Consider the following 22,068-nt stretch of genomic DNA (forward strand, 5'->3'; position numbering starts at 1 on the left):
ATTTGGGGGGAAACTGCAGCCAAATGCCGGACCGCGCTATAGGTAGATTTACCCTATTGACAGTCTAGCGAATGAGGCCTGCGCGTAAAGATTCTGCAATTAGATGTGTCCGATTGGTGGTGTTCATCTTACGTTGTGCATTCTCAAGGATATGTGCAACTGTTCTCTCGGATATACCAAGGATTGCAGAAATCTCCCAGGCAGTTTTGCCTTCGGAACACCAGGAAATACATTCACGCTCGCGTAAGGTGAGGTGCCTGCCACTGTCAAATACAACCTGCTTGCCGCCGGTCTTCAGTTCCTTGATCTTGTTATGCGCATAGATGGAAATCATGTGGAGCGCCCCGCGCGCCTCCGACGACAGGTCGATCCGGTCCGAGGCAAAAGTGACGATGGCGCGAAAGCCCATCAGGGAATGGATTGGCACGCTGAAGCCATTGATAAAATTGAATTCCCGCGCTTCGTTCATGAAGTTCAATCCTGATTTGCCGATATTCATATGCTTGAGCGCATCCTCCCATACGAAGGCATTGTCGGAGAGGATCGTGCGTTGGATCACCGGGTCGACAGTGAAATACTGCTTGGCCATGTAGCGCGTGGCCCATTCCTCCGGCCAGCCGTTGAGCAGGACGTACGGATCGATGCGCTCGTGAGGTTCCGGAATACCGGAAATTGCAAAAGAGTCGAAGCCGAAGAAGTCCGCAACCTTTCGCAACTCTACGAAGGCCTGCTCCTCGCTGGTGATCTTTTCCAGCGCTTCGATGAAATCGAACATCGTATTGGCGATTTGTGAACGCATAGGCGCTCCGTGTTTGGTTGCGGACCTATAGCATGATTTCCGCGCCGCCAAAACCAACCGAACTTGTATTTCGGTTAACAAGTCGCCTCTGAAGAAAGCAGGTCGCGTACAACTTTGAGAAAGCCGAGGCGATCTTGCGCGTCCTTCACATCTTCTTCCGATACCGGACCGTCGATTGACCAGGACGCCGAGAGTGCGGCATGGCAAGCCGCGTACTGTAGAATCTTGCTTTCCGAGCACCCAATCACTTGAGCCGTGACCACGGCGATCGCAAGGATACGATCCGTGTCGCAGGTTATGTCCGGTCGGCCCAGCGGATTTCCAAAGAAATTGGCCACGTCATAGGCCGGATCGCCGATCAGCCCATGCGGATCGATCGCGCGCCAGATCGTGCCGTCTTGAGAGATGATGTTCTCGTGATGGAGGTCGCCGTGAAACGGAATGACAGGATTCTGGTTCGCAAGCAGATCGCGAGCAAGTTCTCCCGCCCAGACCAGATCGCGAGCGTGATCCGGATGGGCAGGCGCGGCGCGTTCCGTAAGGCTGCGAAAATGCCGTGCGAGCGGCGTCAGGCCAGGCCGCGGCGGATGCGGCGAGGGGGCATGCAGTTCCGCCAGAATATCGGCAAAGACCTTGGTCGCCGCTTCCTCGCCATGGCTTGCACGGAAATCTTCGAGTGTCATGCTGCCGGCGTCTTCCAGCAGGCAGGCATTGTCCCGCCGGGCGATCAGGCTGACCGCACCATGGCCCCGCCGCCAGGCAAGATAATCCATGCCGGCCAGCTCTTCCATGCCGCGCTGCTTGAGAAGCTTGGCGACGACTGATCCGCCATCAGGCGTTCGGGCGCGATAGACGAGGCTGCCTGGTGTGTCGGCGACGGGCTCGATCTCATCGAGATGCCAAAGATCCGCCGCCGCATCGATATCCATCGGGCGCTCAGGCCGACAGCATCAGGTCCATGTTCTGGACCGCGGCGCCCGAGGCACCCTTGCCGAGATTGTCGAGCAGTGCCACCAGGTTCAACTGCTCGCCATCGGGCGCGCCGAACACGAAGAGCTTCATCGTGTCCTTGCCGGCGAGTTCGACCGCGTTGACGCGTGGGAGCTTGGCGGAGACTTCGAGCGGGACGACCTCGACAATGTCTTGGCCGGCATAGTGATCAGCCAGCGCCTTGTGCACGCTTTCAAGGTTTGCCCCATCGAGCAGATGATCGATAAACAGCGGCACCTGCACGATCATGCCCTGCGGGAACTTGCCGACCGAAGGCGAGAAGATCGGCGAACGCTCTAGCATGCCGTGGATTTTCATCTCAGGCACATGCTTGTGCTTCAGGCTCAGGCCGTAGAGGAAATGCGGTGCATCGATATGTTCGGGATTGGTCGCGTCCTCGATCTGGGCGATCATCTGCTTGCCGCCACCGGTATAGCCAGACACGGCGTTGACAGTGATCATGTAGGATTCCGGCAGGATGCCCGCCATTCGCAGCGGCCGCACCAGGCCGATGGCGCCGGTGGGATAGCAGCCGGGATTTGCAACGTAACGTGCCGCCCGGATCTTTTCGCCTTGCACCTTGTCCATCTCGGCGAAACCGTATGCCCAGTCGGGATGCACCCGGTAGGCGGTCGATGTGTCGATGATCCGCACATTGTTGTTGGCGGCGGTCATCGCCACGGCTTCCTTCGACGCGTCGTCGGGCAGGCAGAGGATAGCTATGTCGGCCGAATTCAGGAAATCCTCGCGCATCGCGGCATTGCGGCGCTCGGCCTCGGGGATCGACAGAAGCTCGACATCAGCGCGGCCGGCCATGCGCGTGCGGATCTGCAGACCCGTCGTGCCGTGTTCGCCATCGATGAAGATCTTCGGTTTCATGATCATTCCCATTGTTCGAGAAGGCTTATGCTCGGCAGCATATAGTTTCGGTTTGACAAAAGCGCAACAAAAACGGGGCATGCCAAGCGCTTACGCCTGCGAGCGGACTCATTTTCTGATCCGCTTGAATCTCTTTGTCAGCCGCCCGCGACCTTCTCGCCCCGGAGTGCCAGCAGATACATCGCCACGGTCGCACCGGCGATCGCGGTGATGCCGGCATGGTCATAGGGCGGTGATACCTCGACCACATCGCCGCCGCGGATATCGAGGCCGCCGAGCTTCTGCAGCACCGACAGCATCTTGGCCGACGAGGGCCCGCCCGCGACCGGCGTGCCGGTACCCGGCGCATAGGCCGGATCGAGGCAATCGATATCGAAGGTGACGTAGCAGGGCCGGTCGCCGACATGGCCGAGGATCGTCTCGGCGATCGCCGCCGCCGTCATGTCCTCGACCTCGTGGCCATAGACCAAACGGATGCCGCAATCCTCGGGCGCATGTGTGCGGATGCCGATCTGGATCGAATGGCTCGTGTCGATCACCCCGTCGCGCGCGGCACGGCCCACGAAGGAGCCATGGTCGATACGCTTGCCGTCATCGAACCACGTGTCCTGATGCGCATCGAAATGCACCAGCGCCAATGGACCGTGCTTGGCGGCATGCGCCTTCAGCACCGGCCAGGTCACGAAGTGGTCGCCACCGAGCGTCAGCAGGAAGGCGCCGGACTTGATGATCTTGGCCGCTTCCTTCTCGATCGCACCGGGGATCTTCGGATGGTCGCCATAGTCGAACAGGCAGTCGCCATAATCGATGACAGCGAAATCCTCGAACAGGTCGCGATGGAAGGGATATTGCGGATCGTTGTCGAAAATCGCCGACGCCTCGCGGATGGCACGTGGCCCGAAGCGGGTGCCGGGCCGGTTCGAGACCGCCGCATCGAAGGGAATGCCCCAGACGACGGCATCCACATCAGACAGGTTCTTGGTGTATTTCCGCCGCATGAAGGACAGTGCCCCGGCATAGGTCGGGTCGGTGGCGGCGCCCTTGATGGCTTTGGCGGTGAAGGCGTTGTCGGTGGTGCGTGATGGCATGATTCTGGTCCTGTCGATCTTGATCACAGGCTAGAGGCTGCCAGTTCATCCGTCAAAGCATGGATGAACCGCTGATTAAGAGTCAGCTGCTCCACAAAAGCAGAAAGGCCGGGTTTCCCCGGCCTTCCAAAATCCTGATATCCTGAAGCGATTAACGCTTCGAGAACTGGAACGAACGACGTGCCTTCGCACGGCCGTACTTCTTGCGCTCGACCACGCGGCTGTCGCGGGTCAGGAAGCCACCCTTCTTCAGAACGCCGCGCAGCGCGGGCTCGAAGTAGGTCATGGCCTTGGAAATGCCGTGGCGAACCGCACCGGCCTGGCCGGACAGACCGCCGCCGGCAACCGTGGCGATGATGTCGTACTGGCTGTCACGGGCAGCGGCAACCATCGGCTGGCGCAGGATCATCTGCAGCACCGGACGGGCGAAGTAAGCCGAATAGTCCTTGCCATTGACAACGATCTTGCCGGAGCCGGCCTTGACCCAGACGCGGGCAACCGCATCCTTGCGCTTGCCGGTCGCATAGGAACGGCCGAAATTGTCGACCTTGCGAACGTGAACCGGAGCGGAGGTTTCGACCTGTGTGCCGAGGTCCTTGAGGGAAGAAAGATCAGCCATAATCAGCCTCGCTTGATGTTCTTGGCATTGAGCGTGGCAACGTCGAAGGCGACGGGCTGCTGGGCTTCATGCGGATGGGTTGCGCCGGAATAGACCTTGAGGTTCTTCATCTGGCGACGGCCGAGCGGGCCGCGCGGAACCATACGTTCAACGGCCTTCTCGAGCACGCGCTCGGGGAAACGGCCTTCGAGCGTCTGGCGCATGGTGCGCTCCTTGATGCCGCCCGGATAGCCGGTGTGCCAGTAGAACTTCTTGTCGGTGAATTTCTTGCCGGTGAAGACGACCTTGTCGGCATTGATAACGATGACGTTGTCGCCGTCGTCGACATGCGGGGTAAAGGTCGGCTTATGCTTGCCGCGAAGGCGGTTGGCGATAATGGAAGCAAGGCGTCCGACCACGAGGCCTTCGGCATCGATCAGGATCCATTTCTTCTCAACTTCCGCCGGCTTCTGTACGAAGGTGGACATGATGTTGTCTCTCATCTGATCCCCGCAACCGGCGGACCGGCAAAGGGGCGTTTCTTGTTGCTTGGATTGGGTCGCCTGAGCGCCCAAAAAGAAAGCCACCCCGGAGGGCGGCATTTCTGTCGCGGCTTATAGGCTGTTACCCGGGAAACGTCAAGCGCAGGATTTCCGGGATATAAACAAATAACTTCGCAAAAACAACGACGTAGATGTGAGGTAATAAGATACCGTATTTTTTTGGTGACTTGGCTTCAGACGGTTTCTTGCAATGTGGGACAGCAAACCTGGCCGACCTCGGCCAACAAACAACATGCCGGTCGCTGACCCGCAAACACAAGAAAGAGAAGTTGGAAATGTTCAAGAAAAGCAATGTTGCCATCATGGCAACCTCGATCGCAATCCTCTCCGTGGCCGGTCTCGCCGGCGCCGCACAGATGAAGGCCGCAAGCACTACGCGCGCGGCAGGCATGAATTGCACCATCCCCAACAATGTCAGCTGCAAGATCAGCAGCGCCAAAGGGATCAAGTCGGTGCTGATCAAGGCCGGCGCTGCACAGAACAACGTGATCCTGGTCAACAAGAGCTACAATTCCTGCCCCAAGCAGGTGACGGTGACCTGGGATTCTGCCTTCCAGATGGGCAGCAAGTCGATCGCCGAATGCTCCTCGATGAAGCTCACGAACTGAAGTCTCAGGCTTCGTCCTGGGATCCGGCGGGCATCAAACCCGCCGGATTTTCATTCTAGATTTTGGCCGGCGGGATCGAATAAGTGGTCGTCGCATGGGCGATGATCTGGCGCGTATCGACGCGCTCGACGGACACTTCCATCACCGCCAGCGAGCGGCCGAGCTTGAGAATGCGGCAAACGCCATCCAACGGCACCGGCTCTGGCCGGTTGAGAAAATTGATGTTGAGATTGGTGGTCAGCGCCAGCGCTACCGGCCCGATATGGGCGAGCAGCGCGACATAGGCCGCCACGTCCGCAAGCGCGAAGATCGAGGGTCCCGATACCGTGCCGCCCGGCCTGAGATGCGCCTCGGTGGGCCAGAACCGCAGCGTCGCCGTGCCCGGCGCGACATCGACGCATTTATAGGCATGCCCGGCCGCCATGATCTGCGGGAATTCGCGTGTGAGGAACTCGTCGATCTGTTCGGCGGTGAGGATGGGGGTCATGGATATCTCATAAACCAGATCATCGGCCTGCGGCTAGCCCAGCTTCATCACCAGGGCGCCGGCGGCGATGATGCCGCCCGCCACATAGCGCCAGGGGCTCGCCTTCTCCTTCAAAATGAAGACCGAAATCAGCAGTGCGAAGAAGATCGAAGTCTCGCGAAGCGCCGCGACGGCCGCGATCGGCGCCTTGGTCATGGCATAAAGTGCGAGTCCGTAGGACGCGACCGAGCCGGCGCCGCCGAACAGCCCGCGTTTCCAGCTCTTGCCGACATGCGCGAGAACCGGCCGCGTGCCGCGCGTCGCAAAGGCATAGGCGAAGAGCGGGATCGGCGGCAATATGCAGATCCACAGCGTGTAGGCGATCGGATCGCCGGCGATATGGGCGCCTCGACCATCCACGAATGTATAAAGCGATATGACGACTGCGTTGATCAAGGCAACGGCGATCGCCTGGCCGCTGCCGCCGCGCGCTTCGAAAGCGAGCGCCAGCACGCCGGCGGAGATCGTGAAAATGCCGAGATACATCGTCGGCTTCAGCGTTTCACCAAGCAGCAGCCAGGTGGAGAATGTCACGAGCAACGGCGCGGCACCGCGCATGAGCGGATAGACCAGCCCGATATCGCCGTGTTTATAGGCGGCGCCGACGAGCTGGTAATAGGCAAAATGTATGCAGACCGAGGCGAGGATATAGGGCCATGCCGCGATATGCGGCAGCGGCACGAAGGGCAGGGCGCAGATTGACACGACCGACGCGCCGAGCGCCACCATGGTCGAATCGAGCTGCTTGTCGGATCCGGACTTGACCAGCGCATTCCATGTCGCATGCAGGCAGGCGCCGAGAAGAACAAGTAGGACGACATCGAAGGGCATCGGGACCAGCCGCGGGAGGGGCCGGCGTGGGCCGGACATGAGAAGACCGCGCAGCTTCAACAGAACGGGCGTCAAAAATCAAAGCGAAAAGCGTAAAAAGCAGGTCTCTTTACGCAATCGCGGCGGCCTTTTACGGTTTTCGCCCGGGGAGGGAGCGCTTCAACTATCGGGCGAGCCCCATTGTTGCCATTTTGTTCTCTCAGATGAAAAGCCTTGATCTTTGCGATTGATGTTATTGAAGCGTCGGGTATGAATCATGTACATCATGCGTACGAAGATAGAACACGGAGACTGCATATGTCGCTCGACCCCAGAATCTCATTGGTAACTTTAGGGGTCGAGGATGTGGCCCGCGCGACCGAATTCTATGAAAGGCTCGGTTGGAAGAAATCCTCTGCCAGCCAGGATTCCGTCACCTTCATCCAGTTGAAAGGCACCGTGCTCGGGTTATTCTCGCGCGAGGCGCTGGCGCACGATGCCCATGTCGAGAATACGCCGAAGGGATTTTCCGGCATAACGCTTGCCCATAACGTCACCAGCGAGCGCGGCGTCGATGCGGTCTTCAAGTTCGCGCTCTCCTGTGGCGCCATTGAAGTCAAGAAACCGGAAAAGGTCTTCTGGGGCGGCTATTCCGGCTATTTCGCCGATCCGGACGGCCATCTCTGGGAGATTGCCTATAACCCGTTCTTCCCACTCAATGCCGAAGGACATGTCGTCCTGGAAGCGTGAGAAGCCGCGCGTCTTAGTAACAAGCGCCGCCCATGCAGGAGCGCGTCACGCAACGCTGGACCAGGCACTGATCGGCATTGGCGGAGGGAATGTAGACTTTCTCGGTCGATTGATGCGAGCTGCAATATTGCTCGTTGCGCACATAGCGGTCGTAGAGGGTGAATCCCTTTCGGCGCGGCGAGGGATAACGAAAGATCGCGGCACCCTCATTTCGGATGATCGATTTGATCTCGCCGCAGGTCAGCTGCATCGCGGAATAGCGGGAAGTGGCATCGGCGGATGAGAATGCGATCATTGCCATCAGTATCGCCAGCAACCTTGACATCCCCCATCGTCCTCCCAACTTCCTTATGTCATTCGCCGCGATCCGCGGCCTTCGTCGCCAGCCATCATGAGAGGCACGCATGGACCACGACAACTATGATCGTAACCTGATCCGCGACATTTTGAAAACAACTAAAAATATCGCCGTGATCGGCGCGTCTCCGAATCCGGCGCGCCCGAGCTATGGCGTCATGCGTTTTTTGCTCGGCAAGGGCTATCGTGTGATCCCGATCAATCCGGGGCATGCCGGCAAGGAAATCCAGGGCCAGAAGGTCTATGCCTCTCTGGCCGACATCGAGGAGGATGTCGACATGGTCGAGATTTTCCGCGCCGCCGACCAGCTTTCCGCAGTCGTGGACGAGGTTCTGGCGATGAAGAAGCCGCCGAAGGTGATCTGGGGCCAGTTGACGGTGCGCGACGATGCGGCAGCGGCAAAGGCCGAGCAAGCGGGCTTGACGGTGATCATGGACCGCTGCCCTGCGATCGAATATCCGCGCGTGGTGGGATGATCAGCGATCATCCTCGCCGAGCCGCGCGCGAACCTGTGTGGCGCGGATAAGGTCACGGCGTTCGACCGGGGTCGACATGAAGACCGACGCGGCCGCCTGGCCATAATGAACCGCGGCCTCGAACTCCGATCCCGAAGCCATCTGGCTCGCCAGCGCGCCGACGAAGAAATCCATCGCCCCGTGCATCGATTCAGGCTTGCCCTTCATCGCGGGGTGATATTCCGGACGCCCACCGCGCTCCATATGCACCAATCCGCCCGCGCCGAGCATGATCGCGACGCGTGGCACCTTGTCGGCCAACGGTATGATGGCTTCGAGGGCCACTTTGGGGCTGGAGAAAGAACGGCCGGCCATGGCTTCGCCTTCGGCCTGGCCGAGAACGAGAATATCCGAGAGATAAAGCAGTTCCTCATGCGCCGGCCGAATGGGACAGTCATTCAGCATGACAAGTGCACCGGAAGCCTTCGCCTTACGGGCCAGCGCGACGTTGGCGCCGGCGGGCAATTCGTTCTGCAGCACGAGATAGCCGGTGTCCGCCGGGATCGCTACCGCATTGGCGTCAAAGGAAAGGTTGGCGCCGCTCACGATGATGGCACCGAAATCGCCGAATGGATTGACGATTGCGACACTTGCGCCCGACGTCTCGCCGGCGCCGGTCTGCAGCATTGAAATATCGACACCCGCTGCCTCGAGATTGGCAGCCATGATGTGGCCGGCTTCATCGTCACCGATACGGCCCGCGAACCACGTCACGACACCGTTGCGCGCCGAGGCTATGGCCTGGTTGCCGCCCTTGCCGCCCGGGATGTAACGGAGCGAATGACCCGGCAGGTATTCGTCGGCAATCGGGAATTTCTCGACATTGACGACAAGGTCGTGATGCAGCGATCCGGCTACCAATACGTGCTTTGTCATGCGATTTCCCTCTCCTGGGAGAAGGGTTAGGGCACTTGGCGCCTAAAGTAAATCGCCAGAAAGCGTCTACGACTTCCTGTTGACCGCGATTTCGCCGAGAAGGCGCGCGACCTCTTCCTCCGAGGAAAGATCCGGCGTGGCGCCGGTGATCGGAGGCGTGGTCCGCACGACGGGCGCCGTCGCATTGCCGGTGAAATTTGCCGCTTCGCGCGTCTCCGCCTTTACTTGCTGCGGCGCGCTGGCGTTGCCGAATATGCCGCTGGCATCCAGTTCGGCTTCGAGCAGTTTTTCGAAATCGCTCGGGGTGGCATCACGCGAAGCCACTGACGCCGCATCGTCAACGATCGGCGAGGCGGGAGGCGTGACGGTCCGCGCAAATGGCTGAGCGACGGGCGGCACATTGTACTGGCTCGCGGGCTGGGCGGAGTGCACGCGGCGCATCGCGTCGCTTCTAGCGGCCTCCAATCGGGCGGCGATCGCCTTTGCCTGATCGGCATCCGTCGTCGATTGATCCGAAGTAGTAATAGCGGGCTGTGTGCCGAGCATCCGCGCCCGTGCCTGATCCAGCGCGCTCTCGGCCGCATCGGCCGTTATCACGCGCGCCGCTGGCTCCTGACGCGTCTCGACTGGTGTCGCGACCGAGGGCTGGGCGGCGCCCTGTTGGCCGAACGACTGGCTTGGCCGCAGGATCGGCGAGGGCCCGGCGAAAGATGTCTCAGTAGGCTCCTGCTGCTGCACCACCGGCCGCTCGATCGGCTGAAAAGCCGTCGTCGTCTGCGCGCCGGGCTTGATGCCTGTCATCGGCTCGCGATCCTCGTCATAGAGCATCGAACCCATGGCGGAGACATTTCTGTCGGCCTGTTCCTGGTTCCGGCCGGGAAGGGCCTCTAGCGGCACCACGGATTGGACCGGCGCCAGCTTGATTTCGGGTTGCGCGAATCCCGCTTCCGCCACGACAGGCCTGGCCTCTGGAACAACCGGCTTGATCTCGGGCAAAACGGGCTTTGCCTCCGGGATAACCGGCCTGGCCTCGGCCTGTACCGACACGGGGCGCTCGGCCGGACGCATCACCGGCTGCGGCGCAGGCTCAGGCCTCCGCTCGGGCGTGGCCACGGGCGTCAGTTTCGGCTCGCTGACCGGTTCCGAGACACTTGCGGCGATCGCTTTTACCGCGACTGGCAGATCCCGAACGGCGAATTCGGCCTTGTTCGCCGCCACCGGCTCGCGGTCGGCGATGCCGGTCTCGATGACGATATCGGTTGGGCCGCCGATCATGATCAGGTGCTCGACGTCGTCGCGGCGGATCAGCACCAGGCGGCGCTTCGGATCGACGGCGGCCGCATCGAGAATCATCAGACGTGGCTCGCGCGCCTTGCCGCCCTTGATGAACAGGGGAGAGTTCCGCCGCTTGAGAAACAACAGCACGAAGATCAGCACGATGAAGGCGACACCGACGCCGCCGATCGCGAGAACAAGCCGAGGTGCCAGGTCGGGGGTCAATCCGTCGAGCATGGTCATATCCTTTCCGGCAACGTTCTATAAGCTTTGAGCGGCTGCCTCCAAAATAACTGAATCCTTATCGGATCAGCCAGTCCTATTGGTCATAGACGGCTTTTTTCGGGCTTGGCAAGCGGTTTTGGGCCACCAGCCACCCGAAACCGGGGACGGAGTTGTGCGAGGCTTGCTGCATGGCCGTTTTTGCCAGCCAAAGCGGTGAATAGATGGCGATGCCGCTTTTTGCCCGGCCCCCGAATTGATAAGGATTGAGTCGCGGGACCGTTCGTCTCGCTGTAATTGAGGTATCGATGACAAATCTGAAACCGGCGGGCGACTATCAGATGCCTGTGGTCGAGAACGCCCACAGGCCCGGTATGGTTCTGCGCCTGGTTCTGCTCGCGCTGGTGCTGCTGGCGACGGCGGCGGCCTTCGTCTGGTTCCGCGACCAGATGGAAAACGAACTCGTGCTCGGCATTCTCGGCGTGCTGGCCATGGCCGGCATATTCTTCGTCGTTTCGGCGGTCATCGGTTTTGTCGAGATCATGCCGCAGAACCGCACCGACCGCATTCCGCGCGCCTTTCTCGATACCCATCCCGACGGCACCGTCGTCACCGACCGGAAGGGCCGGCTGATCTACGCCAACGCCGCCTACGCCAGGCTCACCGGCGCGGAAAACCCCGCTGCCATCCTGACGCTGGAAACGCTGTTGTCGAAAAACCGCGAGACGACCGAGGCGGTCTACCGGCTGACCAACGGCCTGATGGAAGGCAAATCCGGCTATGAGGAATTCCGTCTCGCTCATCCGCTCGGCCATCCCGAGGGCGGACCGCAGCAGGCGTGGTGGTATCGGCTGAAGGCACGGCCGCTGAAGCTCGAGGATGAGGGCGGTGGGCCGATCTTCCTCTGGCAGATTTCGGATATTTCCGCCGAGCGCGACGACCAGGAGCGCTTCTTCCGCGAGCTCCAGAACGCGATCGATTATCTCGACCATGCGCCGGCCGGCTTCTTCTCGGCCGGGCGCAAGGGCGAGATCTTCTATGTCAACGCGACGTTGGCCGAATGGCTGGGCATCGATCTAACGCAGTTCCAGCCCGGTTCGCTCGGCATCCGCGATATCGCGGCCGGCGAAGGCCTGACCCGCATGGAGACCATTCAGCCCGAACCCGGCCAGACCCGTACCGAAACGCTCGATCTCGATTTCCGCAAGGTTGGCGGCCAGAGCCTGCCGGTCCGGATCGTCCATCGCGTCTCGGCCATGAAAGACGGCGCGCCGGGCGAAAGCCGCACCATCGTGCTCAAGCGCCAGCGCGACGAAACGGCCGCCAACGATGATTCCTCCGCCGCCCAGCGCTTCAACCGTTTCTTCAACAACACGCCGATGGCGATTGCCTCGGTGGATGGGGAAGGGCATATCCTCCGCACCAATACCCAATTCATGAAGCTGTTTTCCGGTCTTGTCTCGAATGACGATGGGACCGGCGACCTCAGCGTCGTCGTCCACGAAGCCGACCGCGCCCGCCTCGGCGAGGCGCTCGCTGCTGCCAAGGACCGGAAGGTCGATATCGAGCCCGTCGATTCGCGCCATCCCGCCGACGAGGCGCGCGCCTTCCGCTTCTACGTCAATGCCGTGATCGACCAGTCGGGCGAGGCGCCCGAGGAGGCGGCGATCGTCTATGCCGTCGAGACCACCCAGCAGAAGGCGCTGGAAAACCAGATGGCGCAGACGCAGAAGATGAACGCCGTAGGCACGCTGGCCGGCGGCATCGCGCACGACTTCAACAATGTGTTGACCGCGATTCTCCTGTCTTCGGACCACTTGTTGCTTCAGGCCCGGCAATCGGATTCGAGCTTTGCCGATCTCATGGAGATCAAGCGCAACGCCAATCGCGCCGCCGTGCTGGTGCGCCAGCTGCTGGCCTTCTCCCGCAAGCAGACGCTCCGGCCTGCCGTCATCAACCTCACCGATGCGATCGGCGATCTGCGCATGCTGGTGGCCCGCATGCTGTCGGGCACCAAGGTGAAGCTGGAGGTCGATTACGGCCGCGATCTCTGGCCGGTGAAGACCGATCTCTCGCAATTCGAGCAGGTCATGGTGAACCTCTCGGTCAATGCCCGCGACGCCATGCCTGAGGGCGGCACGCTGACCATCAGCACCCGCAATGTCACCGCCGAAGAAGCCGGCCGGATGGGCCATCGCGGGCTGGCTGCCGAGGATTTCGTGCTCGTCGATGTCTCCGACACCGGCACCGGCATTGCGCCCGAGATCATGGACAAGATCTTCGAGCCCTTCTTCACCACCAAGGAAGTGGGCAAGGGTACCGGGCTCGGACTGTCAATGGTCTACGGCATCATCAAGCAGTCCGGCGGTTATGTGATTCCGGAATCCGAACTCGGCAAGGGTACGGTGTTCCACATCTTCCTGCCGCGCCACATTCCGGTCGAGCAGCCGGAGAGCGAGATGGCGGCGGTCGCCGAGGCAGCCAGGAGCAAGGCGGCGGATGTCGATCTCGACCTCACCGGCAATTCCGCCGTCGTGCTGCTCGTCGAGGATGAAGAAGCGGTGCGGCGCGGCGGCAAGCGCATGCTGGAAACGCGTGGCTATACCGTCCACGAGGCCGGCTCCGGCGTCGAGGCGCTCGATATCCTGGAAGAACTCGACGGCAAGGTCGATGTGGTCGTCTCCGACGTCGTGATGCCCGAGATGGACGGCCCGACACTGCTCGGCGAGATCCGCAAGCGCTGGCCGGACCTGAAATTCATCTTCGTCTCGGGCTTCGCGGAGGATGCCTTCGCCCGCAACCTGCCGGAGGGCTCGAATTTCGGCTTCCTGCCGAAGCCGTTCTCGCTCAAGCAACTGGCGACGACAGTGCGGGAGATGCTGGATTCCTAGGCGGTCTTCGCCAGCGCCACTGATATATTCGCCGCCAGCCGGGCATTGTTCTCGACCAGCGAGATGTTGGTCGAAAGGCTGCGGCCCTCGGTCAGGTAATAGATATCCGAAAGCAGGAACGGCGTCACCGCCTTGCCCGTGATGCCTTTTTCCCCTGCATTCGTGAGCGCCTGTCGGATGTAGCCTTCCATCTCGACTGCCGGAATCTCATCCTTCTCCGGCACCGGATTGCCGATCAGCATGCCGCCGGCGATGCCTAGCGCTTCGCGCATATGCTGGAACGCGGCGATGCGGTCGGCGCTGTCGAGCCGGAGCGGGCTCTTGAGCCCGGAACTGCGCGACCAGAAGGCGGGGAAATCGTCTTGGCCCAGCGTGACGACGGGGACACCCTTGGTCTCCAGCACTTCCAGCGTCTTCGGCACGTCGAGGATCGCCTTGGCGCCGGCGCAGACGACGATCACCGGTGTCCGCGACAGTTCCTCGAGGTCGGCCGATATGTCGAAACTCTCCTCCGCCTTGCGGTGGACGCCGCCGATGCCGCCGGTGGCGAAGACATGGATGCCCGCACGTGCCGCGGCGATCATCGTTGCCGCGACCGTGGTCGCCCCGGTCCGGCCTTCGGAAATGGCGAAGGCGAGATCGGCGCGTGACAGCTTCATCGCGTCGGATGTCCTGGCCAGCGCTTCGAGTTCGGATGGTTCCAGCCCGATATGCAGGTTGCCGTTGATCACGGCGATCGTTGCGGGCACCGCGCCTTCCGCGCGGATGATCGCCTCGACGCTCTGGGCCATTTCAAGGTTGCCGGGATAGGGCATGCCGTGGGTGATGATGGTGGATTCGAGCGCCACGACGGGCACGCCATTGGCCTTGGCCGTGGCCACTTCGGACGAATAGGAAACGGGGAGGGCGTGCGTGTCGGTCATCGGTCGATCCTGAAATATCGGGGTTGGCGGCTTACAACACGATTTCGGCTGACGGCACAAGGGGAAGGGTGTTCATCAGCAGATCGCGCGTGAGATCTTCGGCCGTTGCCATTTCGCTGGCGAGTGCCAGGCGTGCCGAAGCCGCGCCATGCACGATGCCGTCGCCGAGCGTACCACCTTCCAGCCGCGCATGCAGGAAGCCCGCGGCAAAACCGTCGCCCGCGCCGGTCACGTCGCCGATCACCTCGAGCGGCGGCGGCAGCAGCGATGCCTGCGAGGTTTCGTCCCAGGCCACGATTTCCCGACCGCCGCGCGTGATTGCGCCGCCTTTGAGACCCTTAGCCCGCATGATCGCAGGCCATGCGCGATGGTCGGCGGGCGTATCTCCAGTCAGCGCGCGCGCCTCGGCCTCGTTCATGAAGAGATAGTCGAGCCGGTCGAGCAGGTCCTGGAATCGCACGACCTTGGCCGGCGAAATGCCGATGGCAGCGACCGGAAGGTTTCTCTCGGCGGCGGCCTTGGTCAGTGCCGCAAGCGTCTCGGCGGGGAGGTTGGCGTCCGTCAGAACGAACGCGGCATCGTCGAACTGGTCGCGAACCTGTCGCACGGCCAGCCGCTTGGGGCTGAAGAATCGATAGAGATCCATGTCCGCCAGCGCGATGACCAGATTGCCGTCGCGCTCCATGATCGCCGTATAGGTCGGCGTCCGGCGGTCGAGAAAGGTGAAAGGCCGGTCGATGATGCCGGCGGCTTCCGCTGCTGACGCGACCGCTTCGCCCTCGGAATCGCCGCCACGCGGCGAGATCAGCGTCACGCGGTGGCCGAGGCGAGAGAGGCTGCGCGCGCAGTTGAAGGCGCCGCCGCCGGCCTCTTCCTTCCACATGCCGGGGTTCGACGCGCCCGGCGCCGTGTCACCAGAAAATCCGCGCCGGTCGATATGGGCGCCGCCCAGAACGAGGATGTCAGTCATGCCAAAAATTCCGTCTGCCACTCGAATCATCCATATCGCCCCGGGGCAAAAAGAAGCAAGTGCGCCTGTTGATAAACCCTTGCGGGGATTGCGAAAACAAAAATAGAACACGCATCGGATTGACCCATAAGTTCAATAATTTAAGACCCACTTGCAATAAGAGAACAAATAGGGTACACAACCTTCATCGACACATTGCTTCGTCGGCTCCGATAACTTAAAGGTGGACCAAATGGCTCAGAATTCGCTGCGACTGGTAGAGGACAACAAATCGGTGGACAAAAGCAAGGCACTGGACGCGGCGCTCTCCCAGATCGAACGGTCGTTCGGCAAGGGATCGATCATGCGCCTCGGCTCGAACGAGAACATCATCGAGATCGAAACCATCTCCACCGGTTCGCTCAGCCTCGATATCGCGCTCGGCGTCGGCGGGTTGCCGAAGGGCCGCATTGTCGAGATCTACGGTCCTGAAAGCTCGGGCAAGACCACGCTTGCCCTGCAGACAATCGCCGAGGCCCAGAAGAAGGGCGGCATCTGCGCCTTCGTCGATGCCGAACACGCGCTCGATCCCGTCTATGCCCGCAAGCTGGGTGTCGATCTCGAAAACCTGCTGATCTCGCAGCCCGATACCGGCGAACAGGCGCTCGAAATCACCGATACGCTGGTCCGTTCCGGCGCGATCGACGTGCTCGTTGTCGATTCGGTCGCGGCACTGACGCCACGCGCTGAAATCGAAGGCGAGATGGGCGACAGCCTGCCCGGCCTGCAAGCCCGCCTCATGAGCCAGGCACTGCGCAAGCTGACCGCATCGATCTCGCGTTCCAACACGATGGTGATCTTCATCAACCAGATCCGCATGAAGATCGGCGTCATGTACGGTTCACCGGAAACCACCACCGGCGGCAACGCGCTGAAATTCTATGCCTCCGTCCGCCTCGACATCCGCCGCATCGGCTCGGTCAAGGAGCGCGAGGAAGTCATCGGCAACCAGACCCGCGTCAAGGTTGTCAAGAACAAGCTCGCACCTCCCTTCAAGCAGGTCGAATTCGACATCATGTACGGCGAGGGCGTCTCCAAGAATGGCGAACTTGTCGATCTCGGCGTTAAGGCCGGCATCGTCGAGAAATCCGGGGCCTGGTTCTCCTATAACAGCCAGCGTCTCGGGCAGGGCCGCGAGAATGCCAAGACCTTCCTCAAGGAAAATCCGGATCTCGCCAACGAGATCGAACTGGCGCTGCGCCAAAATGCCGGCCTGATCGCCGACCGCTTCCTGGAGAACGGCTCGCCAGAGGCCGATGTGGACTCGCCCGACGCCTGATCGACACCGTTGGAAGCGGTGCGTATAAGCGCATCGAAACAACCCAGCCCGGCCGCCGCCGAAACCGGCGCGCCGGGCTTTGTTTTTCTGGACATGGTCAAGCACGGGCGATAAAAGCCGGTGTCCAAAATGGCGCCTATTGCGGCGTCTAGAAGGTTTGAAAGGCATATTATGAGTGGCGTGAACGAGATCCGGTCGGCATTCCTGGATTACTTCAAGAAGAACGGGCACGAGGTCGTTCCTTCTTCGCCGCTCGTTCCGCGCAACGACCCGACCTTGATGTTCACCAATGCCGGCATGGTGCAATTCAAGAATGTCTTCACCGGCCTCGAAAGCCGTCCCTACAAGACCGCCGCGACCGCGCAGAAATGCGTCCGCGCCGGCGGCAAGCACAACGACCTCGACAATGTTGGTTACACCGCGCGCCACCACACATTCTTCGAAATGCTCGGCAATTTCTCCTTTGGCGATTATTTCAAGGAGCGCGCGATCGAGCTTGCCTGGAACCTGATCACCAAGGAATACGGCATCGACCGCAACCGCCTGCTGGTCACGGTCTATTATACCGATGACGAGGCGTTTAACCTCTGGCAGAAGATCGCCGGACTGTCGGACCGCCGCATCATCCGCATCCCGACATCGGACAATTTCTGGGCCATGGGCGATACCGGCCCGTGCGGCCCGTGCTCGGAAATCTTCTATGATCACGGCGAGCATATCTGGGGCGGCCCTCCGGGTTCCGCCGATGAAGATGGCGACCGGTTCATCGAGATCTGGAACCTCGTCTTCATGCAGTACGAGCAACTGACGAAAGAGGAGCGGATCGACCTGCCGCGTCCGTCGATCGATACCGGCATGGGCCTCGAGCGCGTCTCGGCATTGCTGCAGGGCAAGCACGACAATTACGACACCGACCTGTTCCGGGCGCTGATCCAGGCCTCGATCGAGGCAACAGGCGTGGACGACCAGGGCGACCGTCGCGCAAGCCACCGCGTCATCGCCGACCATCTCCGCTCGAGCGCTTTCCTGATCGCTGACGGCGTTTTGCCGAACAATGAGGGTCGCGGCTATGTGCTCCGCCGCATCATGCGTCGGGCGATGCGCCACGCCCAGTTGCTCGGCGCGCGCGATCCGCTGATGTACCGGCTCGTGCCGGCGCTGGTGTTGCAGATGGGCGCCGCCTATCCCGAGCTGATCCGCGCCGAGGCCCTGATCACCGAGACCTTGAAGCTCGAGGAAACCCGCTTCCGCAGAACGCTGGAGCGTGGTCTCGGCCTCCTCAACGATGCGGTCGGCGGCCTGGGCGAGGGCGCCGAACTTGATGGCGATACCGCCTTCAAGCTCTACGACACTTATGGCTTCCCCCTCGACCTCACGCAGGATGCGCTGCGCCAGAAGGGCATTGGCGTCGATACCGAGGGCTTCTCGAAGGCCATGCAGCGGCAGAAGGCCGAGGCACGCGCCAATTGGTCGGGCTCTGGTGACGCCGCAACCGAGACCGTCTGGTACGAGCTGAAGGACGCCCACGGTGCGACCGAATTCCTCGGCTACGAGACGGAGCGCGCCGAAGGCGTCGTGCAGGCGCTGGTCGTTGGCGGCAAGCAGATCACCGAAGCCAATGCCGGCGACAAGGTTCAGGTCGTCGTCAATCAGACGCCGTTCTACGGCGAGTCCGGCGGCCAGATGGGCGATGCCGGCGTCATCGTCTTCGAAGGCGGCCGCGCGATCGTCACCGACACCCAGAAGAAGGGTGAGGGCATTTTCGTCCATTCGGCCGAGATCACCGAAGGCACGCTGAAGGCCGGCGATCCGGTGACGCTCGAGGTCGATCACGCCCGCCGCGGCCGGATCCGTGCGAACCATTCCGCCACCCATCTAATCCATGAGGCGCTGCGCGAGGTGTTGGGCACCCATGTCGCGCAGAAGGGCTCGCTCGTGGCGCCCGAGCGGCTTCGCTTCGACGTTTCGCATCCCAAGCCGATGTCGGCGGAGGAACTGAAGGAAGTCGAGGAGATCGCCAACGACGTCGTGGTGCAGAACGCCTCGGTTTCGACGCGACTGATGAGCGTCGATGACGCGATCGCCGAGGGCGCGATGGCGCTGTTCGGCGAGAAATATGGCGACGAGGTGCGCGTCGTGTCCATGGGCACCGCCAAGCGCGGCGCGAAATCCGGCAGGCCTTACTCCGTGGAACTCTGCGGCGGCACCCATGTGCGCGAGACCGGCGATATCGGGCTGATCCGTATTCTCAGCGACAGTGCCGTGGGCGCCGGCGTGCGCCGCATCGAGGCGCTGACCGGCGAGGCGGCACGCGAATATCTCTCGACACAGGACGAGCGCGTCAAGCAGCTCGCTTCGATCCTCAAGGTCCAGCCGGACGACGTGCTCGCCCGTGTCGAGGGCCTGATGGACGAGCGCCGCAAGCTCGATCGCGAACTCGCCGACACCAAGAAGAAGCTCGCCATGGGCGGCGGCGGTTCTTCGGCGGAGCAGGGCGTGCGCGACGTCAACGGCGTAAAATTCCTCGGCCGCGTGATTACCGGTGTCGAGCCGCGCGATCTCAAAAGCCTGGCGGACGAAGGCAAGAAGACTGCCGGTTCCGGCATCGTCACGCTGATCGGCGTGTCCGAGGATGGCAAGGCAAGCGCCGTCGTGGCCGTTACCGACGACCTGACGGGCCGTTTCTCGGCCGTCGATCTTGTCCGTGTCGCATCCCAGGCGCTTGGCGGTAAGGGCGGCGGCGGCCGGCCGGACATGGCTCAGGCCGGCGGCCCTGATGGTACGAAAGCCGACGAGGCACTCGAAGCGGTTGCAGCCGCGCTCGGCTGAGCACGGCCTTCCGGCATGCCAATTGCCTGAAATACTTGACGAATGGCGGTTCGTTTCGCCGTTTGTTAAACTTTTCGGCGTATACAGTTCCCATAGCTGGGAGTTGCAATCTTGAATGCCGTCTTGAGCGTCCCGACAATCTTCATTTGCACTGCTATCACTTTTCTGATGGTCGCCGTGGCTCTGACGCTGCTCTCGGCCCATGACACCAAGGAAAAAGCGACGCGCTGGTGGGCGGTTGCCATGTGGATGGGGGTGTTGGCAGTGTCGGTTGCAGCCAGCCGCACGGTGGCCCCGGCCTGGTTCGCCATTGGCATCGGCAATAGTTTCGTTATCATGACCATATCGCTCGTCTCCGCTGGCTTCGCCGTCTTTTCCGGCGATCGGCCGAAGCTGTTGCCGCTCTTCGCGGGCGCCGTCATCTGGACGGGATGCTATGCGGGCCTGGAGGTCTTTCGAGAGGAAATCACCTACCGCATCGTCGTGCTGACCTCTATCATGGCGACCTATAGCGTCACGATCGTCCGTACGGCATGGCGGGGGTGGCAGACCGAACGGCTGCCGACGTTTGTGGCGACCGTCGTGATCTATGGCGCGCACGGCGTCGTCTTTGTCGCGCGGATTGTGGCTGGGGTGCTCTACCCGGCGACGGAAGCGGATGGGCACATCCAGGCGCCCTGGCTGGTCGCCTTCGCGCTGGAGGGTTTCGCGCTCACCGTGCTGAGCGCCTTCGTCTTCACCATGCTGATCAAGGAACGCGCCGAACGGCGCTACAGACTGGCGGCGGAGATCGATAGCCTGACCTCCGCCGCAACGCGCCGCTTCTTTGTCTCCGAGACGCGGGACCTGATGGCGCGCAAGCAGGCGAAGGGTGTGCTGGCAGTGATCGACCTCGATCACTTCAAGTCGATCAACGATTCCTTCGGCCATATGGGCGGCGATCGCGTCCTGCAGACCTTCGGCGCCTTTGTCACGCAGCGGCTGGAACCCGGTATGGTTTTCGGTCGCCTGGGCGGTGAGGAATTCGGCATCTTCGTGCCCGACGTCACCGACCGGCAGGCTGGAGAGTTTTTCGAGTCTATCCGCGCGGGCGTCGAGGCGCTGGAAATTCCCTTCATGGGCAATCCGATCCGCATCACCATCAGCGTCGGCGTTGCTTCGATTCGCGATGCCGGCCAGGATTTCGACCACCTGATGGCGGCCGCCGACAGCGCGCTTTATATCGCCAAGGACGAGGGCCGGAACCGCCTGCGCTTCTTCTCGCTCGCCATGCGCATGCACAGGATCGTCGAAGCCGGCCAGGAAAGCCGCGTCGGCCTCGCGGAATCCAGGCTGAGCCGCACAGGCGTGCGAATGCAGGTGAAACGAGCCTGAGCCTCACGCCGGCCTCTTGCGCGCCCTGATCTCACTCAAGCCGAGACCGAGAACGGCCACCAGCACGCAGCCGGTACCAAGCACATGGTTGAGCGAGATTGTCTCTCCGAGAAATGTTCCTGCCATGAGAACGGCCGAGACCGGCGCCACTGACGTGAAGACGGAGGCCTCGGCACCCGACACGCGGCGCGCGCCGGCGTACCAGATGAGAAATCCGGCGACGGTCGGGACAAGTGCGTAATACGCTATGGCCCAGAGCGCAGGCTGGATCTCAATCGAGCTGACGTGTGGTTCCAGAGCTGCCGGTATGATGCAGGCGATCAGCCCGAAGGCGGTCACCAGGGTCGAAAGCGCCAGCGGTTCCACAGGCGTGCGTAGCCGTTTGTTGATCAGGATGAACAGCCCTTCGCAGAGCACGGCCCCGAAAATCAGGATGTCACCAACCAGGGACGACTGTCCTTCATCGGGCTGGAGCACGATAGCAAGCACGCCCGATGCGGCGATTGCGATCGCGAGATAGATGCCGGGCCGGGGACGCTCACCAAGCAGCAGGATGGCGATCGCCGCTGAAACCACCGGCAAGGTTCCGATGATGATACCGGCATTGGCGGCCGATGTCAGGCTCAAGCCCGAGATCAGCAGCGTCGTGTAGCCGACGCTTCCCGCGACCGCCTGGAACACGACCAGCAGCCAATCGCGGCGCGACAGTCGCGGCAGGCGCTTGCCCGTGAGAAGCATGATTGCAATGAAGACCGGCAGTGCCATGGCAAAGCGCAGCGCCGTGGCGGTGAATGGCGGCATGCCCGCAGCGATGATCTTGCTCGCAATCACCGTGCTGCCTACCGTTGCCATGGCGGCGATAAGATAAAAATAGCCCTTGATTTTTTCCGACATCGATCACCTCGTT

At 61.7% G+C, this 22,068-nt stretch carries 21 protein-coding genes; 7 read left to right on the forward strand and 14 right to left on the reverse strand.

All coding sequences use genetic code 11. The annotated features are described in order from the left end of the window. Positions 1 to 64: 64 nt before the first annotated feature. The 6 genes from IHQ71_RS09350 to rplM form a co-directional block, all read right to left on the reverse strand. Positions 65 to 799, reverse strand: a complete 735-nt coding sequence (locus tag IHQ71_RS09350; RefSeq protein ID WP_258161697.1) for a LuxR family transcriptional regulator — start codon at positions 797 to 799, stop codon at positions 65 to 67. A gap of 74 nt (positions 800 to 873) precedes the next feature. After that, on the reverse strand, positions 874 to 1,728 hold the full coding sequence (locus tag IHQ71_RS09355; RefSeq protein WP_258161698.1) for an aminoglycoside phosphotransferase family protein: 855 nt from the start codon (positions 1,726 to 1,728) through the stop codon (positions 874 to 876). Positions 1,729 to 1,735: 7 nt separating this feature from the next. Beyond that, positions 1,736 to 2,668 carry an N-acetyl-gamma-glutamyl-phosphate reductase gene (gene argC, locus IHQ71_RS09360; RefSeq protein WP_258161699.1) on the reverse strand — a complete coding sequence of 311 codons (933 nt, stop codon included), beginning with the start codon at positions 2,666 to 2,668 and terminating at the stop codon, positions 1,736 to 1,738. Between the two features lie 137 nt (positions 2,669 to 2,805). Further along, entirely contained in the window at positions 2,806 to 3,756 is a 951-nt protein-coding gene (speB, locus tag IHQ71_RS09365; protein ID WP_258161700.1) for an agmatinase, read from the reverse strand. Positions 3,757 to 3,907: 151 nt separating this feature from the next. Continuing rightward, positions 3,908 to 4,375, reverse strand: a complete 468-nt coding sequence (gene rpsI, locus IHQ71_RS09370; RefSeq protein ID WP_258161701.1) for a 30S ribosomal protein S9 — start codon at positions 4,373 to 4,375, stop codon at positions 3,908 to 3,910. Positions 4,376 to 4,377: 2 nt separating this feature from the next. Continuing rightward, complete coding sequence (gene rplM, locus IHQ71_RS09375; protein ID WP_258161702.1) at positions 4,378 to 4,842, reverse strand: 50S ribosomal protein L13; 465 nt, start codon at positions 4,840 to 4,842, stop codon at positions 4,378 to 4,380. A 350-nt stretch (positions 4,843 to 5,192) separates the two neighbouring features. Here rplM and IHQ71_RS09380 point away from each other — a divergent pair, with 350 nt between their 5' ends. Next, the gene (locus tag IHQ71_RS09380; RefSeq protein WP_258161703.1) at positions 5,193 to 5,525 is read left to right on the forward strand and encodes a hypothetical protein; all 333 of its coding nucleotides are present in this window, start codon (positions 5,193 to 5,195) and stop codon (positions 5,523 to 5,525) included. Between the two features lie 55 nt (positions 5,526 to 5,580). Here the strand turns inward: IHQ71_RS09380 and IHQ71_RS09385 are convergent, their stop codons facing one another. Both IHQ71_RS09385 and IHQ71_RS09390 read right to left on the reverse strand, forming a co-directional pair. Beyond that, a complete protein-coding gene (locus tag IHQ71_RS09385; RefSeq protein WP_258161704.1) occupies positions 5,581 to 6,012 on the reverse strand; it encodes a PaaI family thioesterase in 432 nt (143 codons plus the stop codon). A 33-nt stretch (positions 6,013 to 6,045) separates the two neighbouring features. Next, positions 6,046 to 6,882, reverse strand: a complete 837-nt coding sequence (locus IHQ71_RS09390) for a DMT family transporter (RefSeq protein ID WP_258161705.1) — start codon at positions 6,880 to 6,882, stop codon at positions 6,046 to 6,048. A 297-nt stretch (positions 6,883 to 7,179) separates the two neighbouring features. Here IHQ71_RS09390 and IHQ71_RS09395 point away from each other — a divergent pair, with 297 nt between their 5' ends. Continuing rightward, the gene (locus IHQ71_RS09395) at positions 7,180 to 7,611 is read left to right on the forward strand and encodes a VOC family protein (protein ID WP_258161706.1); all 432 of its coding nucleotides are present in this window, start codon (positions 7,180 to 7,182) and stop codon (positions 7,609 to 7,611) included. A 13-nt stretch (positions 7,612 to 7,624) separates the two neighbouring features. Here the strand turns inward: IHQ71_RS09395 and IHQ71_RS09400 are convergent, their stop codons facing one another. After that, complete coding sequence (locus IHQ71_RS09400; RefSeq protein ID WP_258161707.1) at positions 7,625 to 7,912, reverse strand: hypothetical protein; 288 nt, start codon at positions 7,910 to 7,912, stop codon at positions 7,625 to 7,627. A gap of 103 nt (positions 7,913 to 8,015) precedes the next feature. On the opposite strand from IHQ71_RS09400, the gene IHQ71_RS09405 reads away from it, so the two are divergent. Beyond that, on the forward strand, positions 8,016 to 8,444 hold the full coding sequence (locus tag IHQ71_RS09405; protein WP_258161708.1) for a CoA-binding protein: 429 nt from the start codon (positions 8,016 to 8,018) through the stop codon (positions 8,442 to 8,444). Here the strand turns inward: IHQ71_RS09405 and IHQ71_RS09410 are convergent, their stop codons facing one another. Both IHQ71_RS09410 and IHQ71_RS09415 read right to left on the reverse strand, forming a co-directional pair. Then, a complete protein-coding gene (locus tag IHQ71_RS09410; protein WP_258161709.1) occupies positions 8,445 to 9,359 on the reverse strand; it encodes a PfkB family carbohydrate kinase in 915 nt (304 codons plus the stop codon). A gap of 66 nt (positions 9,360 to 9,425) precedes the next feature. After that, the gene (locus IHQ71_RS09415; RefSeq protein WP_258161710.1) at positions 9,426 to 10,877 is read right to left on the reverse strand and encodes a flagellar biosynthetic protein FliO; all 1,452 of its coding nucleotides are present in this window, start codon (positions 10,875 to 10,877) and stop codon (positions 9,426 to 9,428) included. Between the two features lie 287 nt (positions 10,878 to 11,164). Here IHQ71_RS09415 and cckA point away from each other — a divergent pair, with 287 nt between their 5' ends. Further along, positions 11,165 to 13,747 carry a cell cycle histidine kinase CckA gene (gene cckA, locus IHQ71_RS09420; RefSeq protein ID WP_258161711.1) on the forward strand — a complete coding sequence of 861 codons (2,583 nt, stop codon included), beginning with the start codon at positions 11,165 to 11,167 and terminating at the stop codon, positions 13,745 to 13,747. Here the strand turns inward: cckA and IHQ71_RS09425 are convergent. After that, positions 13,744 to 14,670 (reverse strand): pseudouridine-5'-phosphate glycosidase, encoded by a 927-nt coding sequence (locus tag IHQ71_RS09425; RefSeq protein WP_258161712.1) that lies wholly within the window; start codon positions 14,668 to 14,670, stop codon positions 13,744 to 13,746. The genes cckA and IHQ71_RS09425 overlap by 4 nt on opposite strands. A 31-nt stretch (positions 14,671 to 14,701) precedes the next feature. Beyond that, a complete protein-coding gene (locus tag IHQ71_RS09430) occupies positions 14,702 to 15,640 on the reverse strand; it encodes a carbohydrate kinase family protein (protein ID WP_258161713.1) in 939 nt (312 codons plus the stop codon). Positions 15,641 to 15,872: 232 nt separating this feature from the next. Between IHQ71_RS09430 and recA the strand changes: the two genes are divergently transcribed. The 3 genes from recA to IHQ71_RS09445 all read left to right on the forward strand — a co-directional run bounded on the left by recA (position 15,873) and on the right by IHQ71_RS09445 (position 21,161). Further along, a complete protein-coding gene (recA, locus tag IHQ71_RS09435) occupies positions 15,873 to 16,958 on the forward strand; it encodes a recombinase RecA (RefSeq protein ID WP_258161714.1) in 1,086 nt (361 codons plus the stop codon). A gap of 171 nt (positions 16,959 to 17,129) precedes the next feature. Beyond that, complete coding sequence (alaS, locus tag IHQ71_RS09440) at positions 17,130 to 19,787, forward strand: alanine--tRNA ligase (RefSeq protein ID WP_258161715.1); 2,658 nt, start codon at positions 17,130 to 17,132, stop codon at positions 19,785 to 19,787. Positions 19,788 to 19,910: 123 nt separating this feature from the next. Next, the gene (locus IHQ71_RS09445; RefSeq protein ID WP_258161716.1) at positions 19,911 to 21,161 is read left to right on the forward strand and encodes a GGDEF domain-containing protein; all 1,251 of its coding nucleotides are present in this window, start codon (positions 19,911 to 19,913) and stop codon (positions 21,159 to 21,161) included. Positions 21,162 to 21,164: 3 nt separating this feature from the next. Here IHQ71_RS09445 and IHQ71_RS09450 read toward each other — a convergent pair whose 3' ends face one another. Next, positions 21,165 to 22,055, reverse strand: coding sequence for a DMT family transporter (locus IHQ71_RS09450; RefSeq protein ID WP_258161717.1), 891 nt, complete (start codon positions 22,053 to 22,055; stop codon positions 21,165 to 21,167). Positions 22,056 to 22,068: the final 13 nt, after the last annotated feature.

This window comes from Rhizobium sp. TH2 (genome assembly GCF_024707525.1).
Lineage (GTDB): Bacteria > Pseudomonadota > Alphaproteobacteria > Rhizobiales > Rhizobiaceae > Rhizobium_E.

Excerpts from the sequence above, each read along its gene's own strand:
- IHQ71_RS09350 (WP_258161697.1), bottom strand. The coding sequence starts at position 799 with ATGCGTTCACAAATCGCCAATACGATGTTCGATTTCATCGAAGCGCTG.
- IHQ71_RS09355 (WP_258161698.1), bottom strand. The coding sequence starts at position 1,728 with ATGGATATCGATGCGGCGGCGGATCTTTGGCATCTCGATGAGATCGAG.
- argC (WP_258161699.1), bottom strand. The coding sequence starts at position 2,668 with ATGAAACCGAAGATCTTCATCGATGGCGAACACGGCACGACGGGTCTG.
- speB (WP_258161700.1), bottom strand. The coding sequence starts at position 3,756 with ATGCCATCACGCACCACCGACAACGCCTTCACCGCCAAAGCCATCAAG.
- rpsI (WP_258161701.1), bottom strand. The coding sequence starts at position 4,375 with ATGGCTGATCTTTCTTCCCTCAAGGACCTCGGCACACAGGTCGAAACC.
- rplM (WP_258161702.1), bottom strand. The coding sequence starts at position 4,842 with ATGTCCACCTTCGTACAGAAGCCGGCGGAAGTTGAGAAGAAATGGATC.
- IHQ71_RS09380 (WP_258161703.1), top strand. The coding sequence starts at position 5,193 with ATGTTCAAGAAAAGCAATGTTGCCATCATGGCAACCTCGATCGCAATC.
- IHQ71_RS09385 (WP_258161704.1), bottom strand. The coding sequence starts at position 6,012 with ATGACCCCCATCCTCACCGCCGAACAGATCGACGAGTTCCTCACACGC.
- IHQ71_RS09390 (WP_258161705.1), bottom strand. The coding sequence starts at position 6,882 with ATGCCCTTCGATGTCGTCCTACTTGTTCTTCTCGGCGCCTGCCTGCAT.
- IHQ71_RS09395 (WP_258161706.1), top strand. The coding sequence starts at position 7,180 with ATGTCGCTCGACCCCAGAATCTCATTGGTAACTTTAGGGGTCGAGGAT.
- IHQ71_RS09400 (WP_258161707.1), bottom strand. The coding sequence starts at position 7,912 with ATGGCAATGATCGCATTCTCATCCGCCGATGCCACTTCCCGCTATTCC.
- IHQ71_RS09405 (WP_258161708.1), top strand. The coding sequence starts at position 8,016 with ATGGACCACGACAACTATGATCGTAACCTGATCCGCGACATTTTGAAA.
- IHQ71_RS09410 (WP_258161709.1), bottom strand. The coding sequence starts at position 9,359 with ATGACAAAGCACGTATTGGTAGCCGGATCGCTGCATCACGACCTTGTC.
- IHQ71_RS09415 (WP_258161710.1), bottom strand. The coding sequence starts at position 10,877 with ATGACCATGCTCGACGGATTGACCCCCGACCTGGCACCTCGGCTTGTT.
- cckA (WP_258161711.1), top strand. The coding sequence starts at position 11,165 with ATGACAAATCTGAAACCGGCGGGCGACTATCAGATGCCTGTGGTCGAG.
- IHQ71_RS09425 (WP_258161712.1), bottom strand. The coding sequence starts at position 14,670 with ATGACCGACACGCACGCCCTCCCCGTTTCCTATTCGTCCGAAGTGGCC.
- IHQ71_RS09430 (WP_258161713.1), bottom strand. The coding sequence starts at position 15,640 with ATGACTGACATCCTCGTTCTGGGCGGCGCCCATATCGACCGGCGCGGA.
- recA (WP_258161714.1), top strand. The coding sequence starts at position 15,873 with ATGGCTCAGAATTCGCTGCGACTGGTAGAGGACAACAAATCGGTGGAC.
- alaS (WP_258161715.1), top strand. The coding sequence starts at position 17,130 with ATGAGTGGCGTGAACGAGATCCGGTCGGCATTCCTGGATTACTTCAAG.
- IHQ71_RS09450 (WP_258161717.1), bottom strand. The coding sequence starts at position 22,055 with ATGTCGGAAAAAATCAAGGGCTATTTTTATCTTATCGCCGCCATGGCA.